Origin of the sequence: Actinorhabdospora filicis (assembly GCF_030269765.1) — a bacterium.
Taxonomy (GTDB): domain Bacteria; phylum Actinomycetota; class Actinomycetes; order Mycobacteriales; family Micromonosporaceae; genus Actinorhabdospora; species Actinorhabdospora filicis.
The window spans coordinates 219,353-233,791 of sequence record NZ_BSTX01000001.1; the positions used below are offsets into that span (position 1 = coordinate 219,353).

At 71.6% G+C, this 14,439-nt stretch carries 15 protein-coding genes; 7 read left to right on the forward strand and 8 right to left on the reverse strand.

What is annotated here, in order from left to right; all coding sequences use genetic code 11:
- The first annotated feature begins 1 nt into the window (after nt 1).
- Genes QSK10_RS01045 through QSK10_RS01055 form a run of 3 tightly spaced genes read left to right on the forward strand, consistent with a single transcriptional unit; the run spans nt 2 to nt 6,196 of the window.
- Nucleotides 2–2,551: a sigma-70 family RNA polymerase sigma factor gene (locus QSK10_RS01045; RefSeq protein ID WP_285662886.1), complete on the forward strand. Its 2,550-nt coding sequence runs from the start codon at nt 2–4 to the stop codon at nt 2,549–2,551.
- On the forward strand, nt 2,538–4,247 hold the full coding sequence (locus QSK10_RS01050) for an AIPR family protein (protein ID WP_285660635.1): 1,710 nt from the start codon (nt 2,538–2,540) through the stop codon (nt 4,245–4,247). The genes QSK10_RS01045 and QSK10_RS01050 overlap by 14 nt, the downstream gene beginning before the upstream one ends.
- A 50-nt stretch (nt 4,248–4,297) precedes the next feature.
- Complete coding sequence (locus QSK10_RS01055; RefSeq protein ID WP_285660636.1) at nt 4,298–6,196, forward strand: DNA cytosine methyltransferase; 1,899 nt, start codon at nt 4,298–4,300, stop codon at nt 6,194–6,196.
- Between the two features lie 10 nt (nt 6,197–6,206).
- Here QSK10_RS01055 and QSK10_RS01060 read toward each other — a convergent pair whose 3' ends face one another.
- The 3 genes from QSK10_RS01060 to QSK10_RS01070 all read right to left on the reverse strand — a co-directional run bounded on the left by QSK10_RS01060 (nt 6,207) and on the right by QSK10_RS01070 (nt 7,981).
- Nucleotides 6,207–6,356, reverse strand: a complete 150-nt coding sequence (locus QSK10_RS01060; RefSeq protein WP_285660637.1) for a hypothetical protein — start codon at nt 6,354–6,356, stop codon at nt 6,207–6,209.
- A gap of 49 nt (nt 6,357–6,405) precedes the next feature.
- Nucleotides 6,406–7,641, reverse strand: a complete 1,236-nt coding sequence (locus QSK10_RS01065) for a threonine/serine exporter family protein (RefSeq protein ID WP_285660638.1) — start codon at nt 7,639–7,641, stop codon at nt 6,406–6,408.
- A gap of 103 nt (nt 7,642–7,744) precedes the next feature.
- Complete coding sequence (locus QSK10_RS01070) at nt 7,745–7,981, reverse strand: hypothetical protein (RefSeq protein ID WP_285660639.1); 237 nt, start codon at nt 7,979–7,981, stop codon at nt 7,745–7,747.
- A 78-nt stretch (nt 7,982–8,059) separates the two neighbouring features.
- On the opposite strand from QSK10_RS01070, the gene QSK10_RS01075 reads away from it, so the two are divergent.
- Nucleotides 8,060–8,656 carry a TetR/AcrR family transcriptional regulator gene (locus QSK10_RS01075; protein WP_285660640.1) on the forward strand — a complete coding sequence of 199 codons (597 nt, stop codon included), beginning with the start codon at nt 8,060–8,062 and terminating at the stop codon, nt 8,654–8,656.
- Here QSK10_RS01075 and QSK10_RS01080 read toward each other — a convergent pair.
- Complete coding sequence (locus QSK10_RS01080; protein ID WP_432705285.1) at nt 8,646–9,587, reverse strand: NAD(P)/FAD-dependent oxidoreductase; 942 nt, start codon at nt 9,585–9,587, stop codon at nt 8,646–8,648. The genes QSK10_RS01075 and QSK10_RS01080 overlap by 11 nt on opposite strands.
- Nucleotides 9,588–9,632: 45 nt before the next feature.
- Here QSK10_RS01080 and QSK10_RS01085 point away from each other — a divergent pair, with 45 nt between their 5' ends.
- Nucleotides 9,633–10,208: a helix-turn-helix domain-containing protein gene (locus tag QSK10_RS01085; protein ID WP_285660642.1), complete on the forward strand. Its 576-nt coding sequence runs from the start codon at nt 9,633–9,635 to the stop codon at nt 10,206–10,208.
- On the opposite strand, the gene QSK10_RS01090 is transcribed toward QSK10_RS01085, so the two are convergent.
- Nucleotides 10,205–11,101 carry an alpha/beta fold hydrolase gene (locus tag QSK10_RS01090; RefSeq protein ID WP_285660643.1) on the reverse strand — a complete coding sequence of 299 codons (897 nt, stop codon included), beginning with the start codon at nt 11,099–11,101 and terminating at the stop codon, nt 10,205–10,207. The genes QSK10_RS01085 and QSK10_RS01090 overlap by 4 nt on opposite strands.
- A 42-nt stretch (nt 11,102–11,143) precedes the next feature.
- Nucleotides 11,144–11,482, reverse strand: a complete 339-nt coding sequence (locus QSK10_RS01095) for a hypothetical protein (RefSeq protein WP_285660644.1) — start codon at nt 11,480–11,482, stop codon at nt 11,144–11,146.
- 151 nt (nt 11,483–11,633) lie between these two features.
- Between QSK10_RS01095 and QSK10_RS01100 the strand changes: the two genes are divergently transcribed.
- Together QSK10_RS01100 and QSK10_RS01105 are read left to right on the forward strand one after the other, a co-directional pair.
- Nucleotides 11,634–12,845, forward strand: a complete 1,212-nt coding sequence (locus QSK10_RS01100) for a sensor histidine kinase (protein WP_285660645.1) — start codon at nt 11,634–11,636, stop codon at nt 12,843–12,845.
- Nucleotides 12,833–13,477 carry a response regulator transcription factor gene (locus QSK10_RS01105; RefSeq protein WP_285660646.1) on the forward strand — a complete coding sequence of 215 codons (645 nt, stop codon included), beginning with the start codon at nt 12,833–12,835 and terminating at the stop codon, nt 13,475–13,477. The genes QSK10_RS01100 and QSK10_RS01105 overlap by 13 nt, the downstream gene beginning before the upstream one ends.
- On the opposite strand, the gene QSK10_RS01110 is transcribed toward QSK10_RS01105, so the two are convergent.
- On the reverse strand, nt 13,474–13,767 hold the full coding sequence (locus tag QSK10_RS01110) for a hypothetical protein (RefSeq protein WP_285660647.1): 294 nt from the start codon (nt 13,765–13,767) through the stop codon (nt 13,474–13,476). The two genes, QSK10_RS01105 and QSK10_RS01110, sit on opposite strands and share 4 nt — an antisense overlap.
- 84 nt (nt 13,768–13,851) lie before the next feature.
- Nucleotides 13,852–14,238, reverse strand: a complete 387-nt coding sequence (locus tag QSK10_RS01115) for a hypothetical protein (RefSeq protein ID WP_285660648.1) — start codon at nt 14,236–14,238, stop codon at nt 13,852–13,854.
- Nucleotides 14,239–14,439 lie beyond the last annotated feature (201 nt).

Genomic DNA, 14,439 nt, shown 5'->3' on the forward strand with positions numbered 1-14,439 from the left:
GATGCAGCCCGGGCTGCTTCCCGATCGCCTGCTGGTCATCCGCAATGGCGTCGATCCCGTAGGGCCCGTCCGGCGGCACCTGGAGTCCGGGGACGGCGAGTTCGCGATAGTCCGCCGTACGGTCCTCCGGCACCGCATCAAGACCCTGCTGCCGGGGAACCTGCGTAACCGCGTCATCGGCGCGAGAACCTGCATGAGCATCCTGTGGCAAGCGACGCTCAGTATGACGATGAGCGATTTCGGCGACCTCATCATCGACTCCGACGAGCTGCGGAGATGGGCCGTGAGACATGGCCGGCGCCCCAGCCCTCGCCGGTTCGTCATCGTGAACGGACAGCAGTTCCCACCCGAGTTCTACCGGCTCATGCGAACCCTCGACGTGCGGCTGACGATCCTCGCCGACTCACTGGACGTGCCGGGCGACCAGGGAACCTCGATCAATGACATGGCCCTGCTGACCGGGGCGGAGCCGGAACCCACCGATGACCTGCCCGAGACGGCACCATCGGTGGACGCGTTCGCCAGCGCGGCCGGGGACACCGACCTCCATGCAGCACCGAGACCGGGCGCCGGCGAACCGGCGCTGGAACTCCGCGCGCATCCATCGTTCAAAGCGGAGGTCGAGTTCATCGCCGACCTCGCGCGCGGCGAACCCGCACGATCGATGGGGATTCTGGTACCCACGAAGTCGATGGTCGCCGACTACCGCGACGCGCTCCGGTCCGCCGGGATCAAAGTCAAGTGGTACCTGTCCGGGAGCTCCGACAACGCACCGGGCATCAACTGGAGACAGCCGGACAAGGTGGTCCTGACCTGGTCCAGCGCCCTGGGCCTCAAGTTCGACACCGTGATCCTCCCCGGACTTGAGACCTTCAGCGACGAGCCTCCATTTGGCCGCATCCGGCCCCGGCTGGCCGCACTATCGCGGATCGCCCGGCACGACCTCGTCATCTCGTACAGCGGTGAAGGCCGGCCAACGGTCATGGACGGCGTTCCAGACACCCACCCCGCGGTATCCGAGCCGGACGTCACAGCGGACGCCGACTCTTCGCAGGAGACGCCACCGTCCCAGTCGCTTCCGCCTGGACAGGACCGACGCCGGGCCACCGCCGACGACATCGCGGCCGCCCGCGAACTCCTGAGCGGCGACCTTCGCCGCACGGCCACGAAGCGCCGGGATCTCATTCTGACCGCCGAGCAGGAGATCGGCCTGGCGGCTCTGATCCGCGGATCCGATCTCCCCCTGGGGACCTCACTCGTCCAGGGCTACCGGGCGAACCTTCCCTCCGATGACGAACGAACCCGAGCGTTCGACGCGATGCTCCTGCACAACCAGCGTCTCGTCTTCAAGATCGCCCGCCAGTTCCCCGCGGACACCCTCACCCTTGAGGACCTTCATCAAGAAGGCAACCTCGGCCTCATCCGGGCCGTGGAGAAGTTCGACGCGACCGTGGGCACGAAGTTCTCCACGTACGCGACCTGGTGGATCAAGCAAGCCATCAGCCGGGCGCTCGCCGACAAGGACCGGCTGATCCGCATCCCCGTCCACCAGCTCGAAAAGGTTCAACGGGTCCTAGCCGCCCGAAGGCGGGCGGAGGCGGACGGCCTTGAGCCGGCCCCACGCGAACTCGCAGCGCGAACTGGATACGACATCCCGACAGTGGTCTACTGCCTCCGCCTTGGGGCCGGGGTATTGCGGCTCGACGCGCCCCTGACGGTGGACGGCGACGCGAACGGGAACAGCACGCTGGGAGACTTCGTCGCCGCCGGCCTCGCGGCTCCGGAAGGCGCCATCGAATCGATGCTGTTCGGGCTGGACCTTCACCAGGCTCTCGACTCCCTGCCGGCCCGGGAGGCCTCGATCCTGCGGCTCCGCGGCGGCGTCGGCACCGGTGAGCCGTTATCGCTGGATGCCGTCGGCGAGCAGATGGGGCTGACTCGTGAGCGCATCCGGCAGATCCAGAAAAAGGCCACCGGGCATCTTCGCGACGCCCTCAGCGGAAGCCGTCCCAAGGATGCGCTCCCGGCTCCGCGGGGCGTCCCCCGTCAGCGCAAACCGGACGACCTCGATCCCTTCCTCTCCGGCCATCCCCGCACCCAGGACATGGGCACCGATGTGCTTCCTTGCGGAAACGGCTCGATCGAGGTCACACCGTGGGTCCTCCCGCACCCCAGCCTCCTCAGTCCCGATGAATTCAGGGCGGCGGGCGGCTCCGGGGCACGGTTCGAGCGCCAGGGCCTGTACGTGAGGCACGCGGGCAGGTTCCTCGTGCGAGGCGGATGGCTCGGGCTGCCCGGGCTCGACTCCGATTCGGAGACCTCGCAGGCGCGCGTGCTGGTCGAGCTGAGCGAGGAAACCCTCCCGCTCTGGCGCACTGAGGACACCGATCAGCTCACGCCACCCGATGACGTCCGGGTGCGGTTGACACAGCTCGGTCGCAACGCCCAGGAGCGAGCCCGGCAAGTCCACCGAAAGTACGGCAGTCCCGAGTCCGGCACACCGGGATCCGATCGCCTCCCGCCTGAAGGGGACCGCCATGACAGCACCTGATTCGAAGGCCTTCGCACGCAAGCTCTGGGACGTTCTCGGTGAGCGACGGGCGGCCGAACCCCAGCTCATGGACCATGACGCGTTCGTACAGGTCGTCGCCGAGTACCTGATCGAGGACGGCGCGATCGAGGAGCTGGAGCCCTGCTACTACCGGGTGACCTCGGGTCGCGAGCACATGGAGGTCGCGGGCTACTCGATCAGCGCCGACTGCGAGCAACTGGAACTCGCCACCGTGAACCTCGAATATCACGGTGGCACGGCCCAGCCCTCCAAAGGCAGGCGCTATCTCAGACGTGCCGCTCGCTTCCTGGAGCGCTGTCGCGAGGGGCTTCACCACGATCTCGAACCGGCCTCTCCCGCCTACGACATGGCCGAACGGATCCACTCCGCGTGGAACGGGCTCCAGAAGGCGCGCATCCTCCTCTTCACGGACGGCCGGCAGAGCCTTTCGGCACCAGAACCCGTGGTCATCGGCGGGCTGACCGTTGTCCACGAGATCTGGGACATCACACGACTCGAACGGCTCTTCACCTCCGGCGTCCGCGCGAGCGATCTCGACATCGACCTGAGCATGCAGGACCCGCCGGTCACCTGCCTGGCCGCTCCCCCCAGCCCGGATGGCTACCAGTGCCTCCTGGCCCTCATACCCGGCCGTCTCCTCGCTGAACTCTACGAACGACATGGCCTGCGGCTGCTTCAACGGAACGTCCGGGCCTTCCTGCAGACCAGGAACAAGGTGAACAAGCGGATCAATGAAACCGTACGCAGCCGCCCCGGCCGTTTCCTGGCCTTCAACAATGGGATCTCAGTGACCACCCGCCACGCGGAACTGGTCCAAGGCGAGGACGGGACCCAGCGGATCATCCGGCTGAGCGATCTGCAGATCGTCAACGGCGGGCAGACCACCGCCTCACTTCACCACGCCTGGCGACGGGATGGCGCCGACCTCACCGGAATCCTCGTCCCAGCCAAGATCACCGTCGTCGACGGTGACCGCCTTGAGGAACTCGTCCCGGACATCTCCCGCTACGCCAACTCGCAGAACGTGATCCGGGAAGCCGACTTCGAGGCCGGGACGGGCTTCCATGTGCAACTGGAACAGCTATCCAGAACGATCTGGGCGCCGGCCGCCGACGGTGGAGAGCAGCAGCGCTGGTACTACGAACGTGTCCGTGGCCAGTTCGAGGTGGATGTCGTACGTGAAGGCACTCCCGCGCGCCGCCGGGTGTTCAAGAACCAGAATCGCCGCTTCGGCAAGACCGACGCGGCCAAGTACGACATGGCCTTCCTCCGCAGACCGCACACGGTTTCATTGGGCGCGGAGAAGTGCTTCCAGGCTTGGACGAAATCGATCGTCAGGGAGTTCGACGGCGAGCCGGACGCCACTTTCTTCAAGGATCTCGTGGCGAAGGCGATCTTGTTCACCGACGTTCGCAAGGCGATCTGGGGCCTGGGCCTCGGCGGCTACCTGCAGCAATCCACCGCCTATGTCGTATCTCTACTCGCCGAACAGGCTGCCCCCTCGCTTGAGGCGATCTGGCGCGGGCAAACGGTTCCGGCCGATCTCCTCGGCCTCGCCGTTGCGCTCGCCGATCCGGTCCGCCACGTGCTGACGAACGCCCCAGGCTCCGCGAACGTCACTGAATGGTGCAAGAAGGACGCCTGCTGGGAGGCCGTACGAGTGATTCGCGTCTGAGTAAACCTTCAGCTCCGCCCCACCCACATTCGTGCCCCTGGAGACCTCTCGTGTCGACTTACGCCGTCAAGCTGCGCCCCAGCGACAACCTCCGCCTGAAGCCGCACCCCGATGCGTGCTCCGAATCCGGTTTCGCGGCTTGGTGCGACCAGCAGCGCCAAAAAGGACGGCGGCTCGCAGTGGACTTGTTCTCCGGTGCCGGAGGGCTCTCGCTCGGGCTCGAAGCGGCGGGCTGGACTGTGGCCGCCTCAGTAGACAGCGACCCACGGGCGCTCGAAACGCACCGAAGCGGATTCCCGGGGCTCGCCCTTGGCCTCGACCTCAGTGTCACCGCCGATCGTGAACGGCTGACGCGCCTGCTCGATGGCGCCGACATCGACCTCATCGCCGGTGGACCGCCGTGTCAGCCGTTCAGCCGGGCGGGACGGAGCAAGATCCGCAGTCTCGTGGCGGGCGGCAGCCGTGAGCCCGAGGATCACCGCCGCGAACTCTGGCGTGCGTTCCTCGACGTGGTCCTTACCGTTCAGCCACGAGCGATGCTCATGGAGAACGTCCCCGACATGGCCCTCGGCGACGAATTCAAAGCGGTGCGCACGATGATCGGCGCACTCGAAGGGGCCGGCTATCGCACACAGCTCAGCTTCGTGGACGCCTGGCGCTTCGCCGTGCCCCAGCTGCGCAAAAGACTCATTCTCCTCGCACGGCGCGACGACGGCGAGTTCGCCTGGCCCGAACCCGCGTCCACGATGACCACCCTCGCCGACGCAATAGGCGACCTCCCCGCATTGGACGTCGCCACCGACGACATCGGCGCGCGCCGCCTGGCCTACCGGCCGGAGACCGTCTCGGATTTCGCCGGGTCGATGCGGGACGCCATGACCGAGCCCGTGATCTGGGACCACATGACCCGTCCGGTACGGGAGGACGATCGTCAGATCTTCGATCTCATGACGCCGGACATGCTCTACACACACGTGCCGGTGCAATTGCGCCGATACTCGGTGCACACCTTCGACGACAAGTACAAGCGACTCGATTGGGCGGCTCCCTGCCGCTCGATCACCGCCCACATCGCCAAGGACGGGTACTGGTACATCCATCCGCAGCAACCACGAACGCTCAGCGTGCGGGAAGCCGCCCGAATCCAGACCTTCCCCGACCACTTCCGGTTCGCGGGTACAAGAAGCGACGCCTTCCGGCAGATCGGCAACGCCGTACCACCGCTCCTGGGGAAGGCCGCCGCCGAGGCTCTGGCCGCAGGAACGCCCCGGCACACGCAGACCACTCCAGAACGGGTTCGCGGCGCGCTCACCGCTTGGGCGCTGGCTGAGAGAGCGGGCACGGCGTGGCACGTCCTTCCGGGTGAAAAGATGACCATCCCCGTCGCGGCGGCCATGGCGATCGGCCTCCGGCATGCGGCCTCCCCACACGATCTCTCCACCCTCGCCACTCCACTGGCGGGCAGGAAGAAGCTGCAGATCACCGACTTGGAGCGGCTTTCCAGGCCCGGGCTCCGGCGGAACACCGCGGGTGTGGTCCATCGACTGAGGTCACTCGGGGGTTCCATGCCGAACTGGCGGGATCCCGCTGATGTCATGGTGAGTCTGCGCATGGGCCCGGCCGAGGCCCGGATCTTCAGGCTGCTGCTCGGCGAGGATCTATTGCTCGACGGCCAGGGGGTTCTGCGCGTCGCCGCGCGGGTAGCGGGAACGCGATCCGACCGTGTCAACCGCCTGACAGAGGGAAGAGTGGACCTCGCGATGCTCTCCGGTTCCGGCGAGCACGCGCCATTGCGCACGGCGGCCCTGCGCCTTCTCGGCACGACCCTGTGCCGTGAGAGGATCCGCCATTGCGGTCGTTGCCCACTGCGTGCGGGCTGCCGATCCTCCATCGGCGACCGTGACCACGATCCCGAACTCGACTTCGGTCAACACCCACCTCGTTCCTGACCTGCATCGGTCACTCCTCCACCGGATTCCCGCAGTCCATCGCCGGGGCGTCACTGGTGACGGCCCCTCTCATCGGGTAGGGCACGCCGGAGAGTGTGAAGGGGACGCCGGTGCTCTCGACGCCGGCGTCCAGGTCGTGGTGGGAGGCGTCCGGGCTCACGCCCGTGCCCCCGACCGGGTGCCGGGCGCGGATGATCTCGCGGGAGCCCCTAGGCGTCGACGGTCTCGCGCCGGAAGCCGCGGCTGCGGGGGCCGATGGCGGCGCCGGTGAGGATGCCCAGGGCGATCGCGGTGAGCAGCGCCAGCATGGAGGTCAGGCCGGTGAGCCCGGCGATGCGGTCGCCGCCGATCCAGGCGTCCAGGCCGCGCAGGCCGTGGGAGCCGGGGGTGAGGGTGAAGAAGGCGGTCAGGTAGAGGACGTAGACGGGCGGGCTGCCGGGGCGCCGTTCCAGGAGGAGGCAGGCCGCGGTCATGGTCACGGCGGCGAGGTAGGTCCCGGCGGTGTCGCCGGTGAGGCGGACGAACAGGAGCTGGGCGCCGTAGGTGATGAGGACGACGGCGAGGGCCCAGGGCAGGTCGCGGGCGCGCATGTCGAAGACGAGCATGACGCCGACGGTGAAGACCGTCCAGCCGAGGATCCCGGCGAGGACGCCCATCGAGGCGGGCGCGGTGTCGTCGGTGAGGCTGGCGGCGGGCAGGCCGAGGAGCGCGAGGGCGACGATCGGCCCGAAGGCGAGGACGGCGAGCCCGGCGAGGGACTCGGTGAGGCGCGCGGCTCCGGCGGTGACGCGGCCGGTGGACAGTTCGACCATGGCCATGGTGATCGAGTCGCCGGGGATGAACACGAAGAGGGCCGGGACCATGAGGGGGATCGGGCCGCCGGTGATCCAGCCGCGCTCGTCGGCCCACAGGACGGCGAGGGACACCGCGACCGAGGCGAGCAGCGGGGCGATCCAGCGCAGCCGGGCGGCGGCGTCGGTGGCGGTGGTGAGCAGGCCGATGAAGAGGCCGAGGGCCGCCGACCAGGCGGCCTGCTGCCAGGTGGGCTGGAGGGAGACGCCGAAGCCGAGGGTGAACAGCGCGGTGCCAATGACGCGCAGGGCCGGGCCGTACAGGCGCGGTGAGGCGCGGATGCGGTCCAGGCGCGCGGCGGCCTCGTCCACACCGGAGCGTCCGTCGAGGACGGCGGCGTACCAGGTCTTGAGGGCGGAGACGCGGTGCAGCGGCGGGACGCCGGGCAGGCCGGTGACCACGCGGGCGCGGCCGTCGAGGGACACCGTGGCCGACTCGGGCAGCACGACGGCGGCCACGTCGCGGCCGTAGACCTCGCCGAGCCGCCGCAGTCGCCGCTCGGCGAGTTCGGTGCCCTCGTAGCCGCCGGTGACGAGGACCCCGGCGAGCGAGGCGGCCAGGTCGAGCACCGGGTCCTTCGGCTTCTCCCCCATCGCCCCATTCTGGGTGGCCGGGACGCCCGGGGCGCGCCGAACGGGGCAACGCGGGCCGCGCTTTCCGCGGGCGTCCCCAGTGGACGGCCCGGCCGCCGGTGGTCTAGGACGGCGGCCGGGCGTCCCGCTTGGCGAAGGCGCCCCAGGCGATCAGGGCGAGGCCCGCGACGCCGACCACGTAGTCGGTCCAGCCGGGCAGGCCGGTCTTGCGCAGGATCCCGGCGACCCCGAAGGAGTGGTCCCACAGGGCCTCGGTGAGGGCCGAGCCGAAGCCCTGTGCGGTGAGGAGGAGTCCGATGACCACCGCGGTGGCCGTACCGGTCTTGGCGCGTTCCGACATGCTGCGTCTCCTTTTTTCGATGCGCTTGTATCGGATCATACCCGGTACCGATACAAGCGCATCGAATAGACTGTCCCCATGCCGAAACAGGTGGACCACAAGGCGCGCCGCCGCCAGATCGCCGAAGCCGTCACCGCGCTCATCTCCGAGGGCGGGCTGGAGGCGGCGACGCTGCGCGAGATCGCAGCGCGCGCCGGGGTCTCCATGGGCGCGGTGCAGCGCTGCTTCTCCACCAAGGAGGAGATGATGGTCTTCGTCCACGAGCACCTCGGCGAGCTGGCCACCGCGCAGATCGAGGGCCGCATCGCCGCCTCGGGCGCCGGGGACGATCCCGTCGCGATCCTCACCGAGACCGTCCGCGGCATCACCCCGCTGACCGCGGAGGACCTGCCGTGGACGCGCGCGTGGCTGGTCTTCGCCGCGCAGGCCGCCACCGATCCGCGGCTGGCGGCGGTGCAGCGCGAGGCCAACCGCGGCCTCTTCCGGCTGCTGTCGGTGCTGGTGCGCGCCGGGGTGGACGCCGGTGGCCTGCGGGCCGGGCTGGACCCCGAGACCACCGCCCGGGACCTCCTGGCGCTCACCGACGGCCTGGGCGTCCAGGTGCTCGTCGGCGTCCACACGGTGGCGACCGCGCGCGAATCCGTCGAGCGCGCCCTGGCGGCGCTCAGGCCGTGAGGCGCCGCGCGGTGTCCTCGGCGACCAGGTCGGCGTTGATCTGGGCGCCCGCCAGCGCGCCCGCGGCCGCCGCCGCGCCGACCTGCGCGGCGAGGTCGGTGGCGTTGCCCGCGACCCACACGCCCGGCACGGAGGTGCGCCCGGCGGGGTCTGCCGGGAGGTGCTCCCCCATGCCGGAGGGGTGCGCGACGGGGACCAGGCCCAGCCCGGCGAGGAAGCCCACGCGCGGTTCCAGGCGCGTGGCCACCGCGATGGCCTCGCGCGCCACGAGCGTCCCATCGCCCAGCCGGACGCCGGTGAGGCGCCCGCCGCCGGTGACGGCCTCGGCGACCTCGCCCTCGACGACCGGGATGTCCCACGCGGCCAGCCGCGCGGCCTCCTCGGGGGTGGGCCGGGTGGTGTGGGCGAAGTACACGAGGTCGCCGGTCAGTCCCCTGAACAGCAGGGCCTGGTGGACCGACATCGGCCCGGTGGCCAGGACGCCGATCGCGCGGTCGCGGGCCTCCCAGCCGTGGCAGTAGGGGCAGTGCAGGACCTCGCGGCCCCACCGCTCGCGCAGGCCCGGCACGTCCGGCAGGACGTCCACGAGGCCGGTGGCGACGAGCACCCGCCGGGCGCGCAGCCGCGTCCCGTCGGCCAGCGTCGCGGTGAAGCCGTCGCCGTCGCGGGCCACGTCCACGACCACGCCCTCGGCGAAGGCGGCGCCGTAGCCGCGAGCCTGCTCGCGCCCGCGCGCCAGGATCTCCCCGGGCGGGGTGCCGTCGAGGGCGAGGAGGCCGTGGACGCCCTCGGCGGGGGCGTTCCGGGGCTCGCCGGAGTCGATCACGGTCACGGAGCGGCGGACGCGTCCCAGCATCATCGCCGCGCTCAGTCCGGCGGCCCCGCCGCCGATCACCAGTACGTCGTTCATGCCGCGAGCCTGAACCCGCACCCGCGAAACCGGCAAGGGAACTTGCCGCCCTGGCAAAATCGGGGCATGGACGACCTGGACCGCGCCCTCGACGGCGTCGGCGAGCGCCTGCGCGCCCTGCGCCGCGAGCGGGGCACGACGCTGGCGGAGCTGTCGGCGTCGACGGGCGTCTCGGTGAGCACGCTCTCGCGGCTGGAGTCGGGTGGGCGGCGGCCGACGCTGGAGCTGCTGCTGCGCCTGGCACGGGCGCACGGGGTGACCCTCGATGAGCTGGTGGACGCGCCGCCGACGGGCGATCCGCGCGCCCACATGCGGCCGGTGAGCGCCTACGGGATGACGGTGGTGCCGCTGACACGGCGGCCGGGCGGGGTCCGGGCGCACAAGCTGGTCATCCGCCCGGAGGGGCCGCGCGAGCCGGATCCGCGCACGCACGAGGGCCACGAGTGGCTGTACGTGCTGAACGGGCGGTTGCGGCTGGTGCTGGGCGAGCACGACCTGGTGCTCACCCCGGGCGAGGCGGCGGAGTTCGACACGCGGGTGCCGCACTGGTTCGCCCCGGCCGGTGACGAGCCGGTGGAGCTGCTGAGCCTGATGGGCCCGCAGGGCGAGCGCGCGCACCTGCGGGTTCGGCCGAGGTCCTAGGGGCGCTCGCGGACGAACGCGGCGATCACGTCGGCGTAGGTCTCGGGTTCCTCGACGTAGGGGAAGTGCCCGGAGCCGGTGAAGGTGTGGACGCGGGCGCCGGGCGCGGTGGTCCGGTAGGCGTCGACGATGGCGGGCGCCGCGACGGTGTCGCCCTCGCCGTGGACGAGCATGGTCGGCACGGTGAGGGTGGGCAGCAGCGGCAGTAGCGAGGTGTACATGGCCGCCAGGAGCGGCAGGTGGCTCGCGCCGCGCCAGTCTTCGGCGGCGTAGCCGCTGTCGCGGTGGACGGCGTTGTAGGCGGCGAGGGCGGCCGGGTCGCGGAAGAAGAGCTCGTCGCGGCGGTCGCCGGTGGCGTTCATGAGGGCGATGGCGCCGCTCTCGGGGGTGAGGCGGCCGGGGCGGGCGGCGATCTCGCGGGCGAGGGCGGCGTTTTCGGCGTCGCCCATGTCGTCCAGGAGCGCGGCCACGGCCTGGAGGCGGGCCCGGTCGGTGAGGTCGCAGTCGAAGGCGGGGCAGTCGAAGATCGCGGCGGTGAGCGCGGTGGGGTGCGCGGTGGCGTAGCGGAGGGCGTAGTGCCCGCCGGCCGAGTGGCCGAGGACGGTCCAGGCGGGCAGCCCGAAGTGCTCGCGGAGGGCCTCGCAGTCGGCGACGATCTCCTCGACGGTCGGCTCGTGGCCTTCCGGCAGGGGGTCGGAGCGCAGGAGGCCGCGCTGGTCGAGGGAGAAGACCCGCAGGCCGCGCGCGGCGAGGTGATCGGCCTGGAAGCGCAGGAAGTCGAAGGCGGACTGCCCGGGTCCGCCGTGCAGGAACAGGAGGGGCGGCCCGTCGGCGGGCCCGCGCTCGTCGACGAAGAGGCGGGCGCCGGGGACGGTGATCATGTGCTCGGCCATCCGGCAAGGGTAGGCCGCCCCCGCGGGGCGGCCCGCTCCCGATCACCGTCGCTTGAGGACGATCGCCATGGCGACGATGGGAAGCACGCTGACCGTCTGGGCGGCGGTGTACCACCACGGGCACAGCCCGGGGATCAGGTCGACGCCGACGATCGCGATCGGCATGATCACCGCGACGGTGGCCAGGCGGGCCCGGGCGCGCTCGGTGCCCCCGGCCAGCCGGAACAGGAGGGCCGCCACGATGATCAGCGCGATCGAGCGTCCCCACATGAATCCGGTGACGTCGTCACCGCCGGTGGCGACGAGGGCGAGCACTCCGGCGGACAGGGCGCCGTGGATGAGGATGAGCTTGCGGGCGGTGCGGTAGCGGGTGGCGGTCATGGCCGGACTCCTTCGTTGGGGTGCGGCATCGAAGTTATGGATCAAGGGGGGTGGTCCGGTATGGGTCTGGGCGCACGACCGGGTGGGGCCAGGCCCACTCCCGTCGCCGAGCCCTTGGGAACGGGTGATCACCTCGTGCAGAGTGGTGCCCATGAAGACGTGGACCACGGGTTTCGCCCGGTCGGCCGCCGTGGTGGCGGTGTTCTCGCCCGTATGCGCGGTGTGGGCCGGTGCGGCCGGGCTGGTGTGGTGGTGGTTCGCCAATCCGTGGACGTGGATCGCGGTGGCGGTCATCGCGTTCCCGGTGCTGGTGGCGGTCTCGCGGCCGGTGGCGCGCTGGGCGCGGGCGCTGATCGCGGGCTGGACCGGTGAGGCGATGCCCGACGCGCGCCGCGAGCCGCCGCCGGTGGTGCGGATGTCGACCGGCTTCTGGTGGAACGGCTATGGCTACCACGACAGCGAGCGGGACGCGCTGATGGACCGGCGGATGCGAATGCGCTGGAGCGATCCGGCGACCTGGCGGGACCTGCTGTTCGCCGTCGTCGCGCCGCTCACTGTGGGCCTCGTGGCCGCCGTTCCCCCGGCGGGCGTCGTGGTGGCCGCGGTCGCCTTCGCCCTGGGCGCCCCGGTCGTGGGCGCGGTGGCCCTGGTCGTCGCCGTGCTCTCGGCGCCCTTCGCGTGGCGGGCGGTGCCTCCGGTGGCGGTACCGCTGCTGCGTCCCTCCCCCGCGGCCGCGCTCGCCGAGCGCGTGGAAGAGCTGACGGCGCAGCGCGCGGACGCCACCGTCGCGCAGGCCGCCGAGATCCGCCGCATCGAGCGCGACCTCCACGACGGCGCGCAGGCCCGCCTGGTGGCCCTCGGGATCTCCCTGGCGACGGTGGAGAAGCTGATGGCCACCGACCCCGGCCGCGCGATGGAGGTGCTGCGGGAGGCCCGCAAGGGCGCGGCGACGTCCCTGTCGGAGCTGCGCGAGCTCGTCCGGGGCGTCAACCCGCCGGTGCTCAGCGAGCGCGGCCTCGTCGACGCCGTCCGCGCGCTGGCCCTGGAGCGCCCCCTAGAAGTCGTGGTGCGCGCGGCGGACATCGCGCGGCCGGAGACGCCGGTGGAGTCGGCGCTCTACTTCGGCGTCGCCGAGCTGCTGACCAACGCCGCCAAGCACGGCCGCGCGGACAAGGTCGTCATCACCATCGAGCGCACCGGGAAGGACGTCGTGGTCACCGTCTCCGACGACGGGCGCGGCGGCGCGGAGGTGCGTCCCGGCGGCGGGCTGGACGGGCTGCGGCGGCGCCTGGCCGTCTTCGACGGGGTCCTGGAGATCACCGGCCCGTCGAGCGCGAGAATGGCGGTGCCATGCGGATCCTGATAGCCGAGGACCTGTACCTCCTGCGCGACGGCCTGTGCCGCCTCCTGGAGGCCTACGGTCACGAGATCGTCGCCACCGCCACCACCGGTCCCGAGACCCTGGCGGCGCTGCTGGAGCACCGCCCGGAGGTGTCCGTCGTGGACGTGCGGATGCCCCCGGCGCAATCCGACGAGGGCCTGCGCGCGGCCCTCGCCGCCCGCAAGGAGGTCCCGGGGCTGCCGGTGCTGATCCTGTCGCAGCACGTCGAGCGGCTCTACGCCGGTGAGCTCCTCGCCGACGGCGGCCGGGGCGTGGGCTACTTCCTCAAGGAGAGCGTCTTCGACGCCGACCAGTTCGTCGACGCCCTCGAACGCGTCGCGGCCGGCGGGACCGCCATGGACCCCGCCGTCATCACCCGCCTGCTGTCCACCGGGGACGGGCCGCGCCGCCTGGCGGGCCTCACCGGCCGCGAGCACGAGGTGCTGGCGCTGATGGCCGAGGGCCTGTCCAACCAGGCGATCGGGCGCAGGCTGTTCCTCAGCGAGAGCGCCATCGGCAAGTACACGACCTCGATGTTCGGCAAGCTCGGGCTCACCGACGACGAAGAAGGCAACCGGCGCGTCCTGGCCGTCCTGCGGTACCTGAACGGTTAGGCGCCGCGCTGCGCCGCCGGGAGCGCGGCGATCTTGCCGTGCAGCTCCTCGGCCGTCGGCGCGTAGATCGTGCGCCCGGACCCGGGCAGCCCGCGCACGGTGGCGTAGAAGCCGCGCTCGCTCCACGCGCCGGGCCACCCGCCCTTGTGCCACACGGGGTGGACATTGGGGAACTCCCGCTCGATGGCCTCGCAGGAGTCGAGGGCGCCCTCGGGCCAGTTCTCCCGGGTGGCGAACACGCGGCGGTTCTTCCACGCGAGCGCGAAGGCCCGCTCCGGCTCATCGGTCATAGCGCGACAGCCTAGACGCCACGGGCCGCCGGGGCGAGCAGGGCCTCGCCGACGGTGCGGGTGAATTCCTTGCGGCGTCGGCGATCACGACGCCACCGGGACCCCGGCGGCCGGGCCGAAACCGTACAGCCGGGCGGTGGCGCGCTCGCAGAAGCACGGCGGGAAGACGCCCGTCAGCAGCTCGTTCCAGCCCCGCCGCAGCGGCCCGGCGGCTTGGCGCCGGTGTCGTCCCCGGCGGCCTTGAGGACCTTCGACACGCGCGGCGCGCGGGCCGCGACCGGGGCCGTGGGCGGCGAGGGCGCCGGCGAGCACGACGCGGTCGTCGTGCCGGTGCGCGATCTCGCCGAGGGTGTGGTGGTGGACGGGCCGCCCGGCGCCGGTGGCGGCGGCCAGGACGCGGGCGGGCCCAGGAGCGGCGAGGGTCATGGTGAACACGCCGGGTTCGGTGGCGGCGTCGCTGAAGCCGGACACGCTGTACAGCCCGGCGTGGCGGGGCGCGGGGAGGAAGTGGGCGCGCGTGGCCGACCAGATGCCGTCGGCGGGCGAAGTGACGCGGCGGCCGGCCTCGCGGAGGGCTCCACCAAGGTGCCGCGCATGAGCGTGACGCCGTGGAGGCCGTCCCCGGCGCGCCGGGCGCGGGCGACCTCGCCGAGCAGGCGTCCCTTCGCGCCC

What these genes read in the sequence shown, in the direction of transcription:
- QSK10_RS01045 (WP_285662886.1), top strand. Translation starts at nt 2, where the DNA reads ATGCAGCCCGGGCTGCTTCCCGATCGCCTGCTGGTCATCCGCAATGGC.
- QSK10_RS01050 (WP_285660635.1), top strand. Translation starts at nt 2,538, where the DNA reads ATGACAGCACCTGATTCGAAGGCCTTCGCACGCAAGCTCTGGGACGTT.
- QSK10_RS01065 (WP_285660638.1), bottom strand. Translation starts at nt 7,641, where the DNA reads ATGGGGGAGAAGCCGAAGGACCCGGTGCTCGACCTGGCCGCCTCGCTC.
- QSK10_RS01070 (WP_285660639.1), bottom strand. Translation starts at nt 7,981, where the DNA reads ATGTCGGAACGCGCCAAGACCGGTACGGCCACCGCGGTGGTCATCGGA.
- QSK10_RS01075 (WP_285660640.1), top strand. Translation starts at nt 8,060, where the DNA reads ATGCCGAAACAGGTGGACCACAAGGCGCGCCGCCGCCAGATCGCCGAA.
- QSK10_RS01085 (WP_285660642.1), top strand. Translation starts at nt 9,633, where the DNA reads ATGGACGACCTGGACCGCGCCCTCGACGGCGTCGGCGAGCGCCTGCGC.
- QSK10_RS01090 (WP_285660643.1), bottom strand. Translation starts at nt 11,101, where the DNA reads ATGGCCGAGCACATGATCACCGTCCCCGGCGCCCGCCTCTTCGTCGAC.
- QSK10_RS01095 (WP_285660644.1), bottom strand. Translation starts at nt 11,482, where the DNA reads ATGACCGCCACCCGCTACCGCACCGCCCGCAAGCTCATCCTCATCCAC.
- QSK10_RS01100 (WP_285660645.1), top strand. Translation starts at nt 11,634, where the DNA reads ATGAAGACGTGGACCACGGGTTTCGCCCGGTCGGCCGCCGTGGTGGCG.
- QSK10_RS01105 (WP_285660646.1), top strand. Translation starts at nt 12,833, where the DNA reads ATGCGGATCCTGATAGCCGAGGACCTGTACCTCCTGCGCGACGGCCTG.
- QSK10_RS01110 (WP_285660647.1), bottom strand. Translation starts at nt 13,767, where the DNA reads ATGACCGATGAGCCGGAGCGGGCCTTCGCGCTCGCGTGGAAGAACCGC.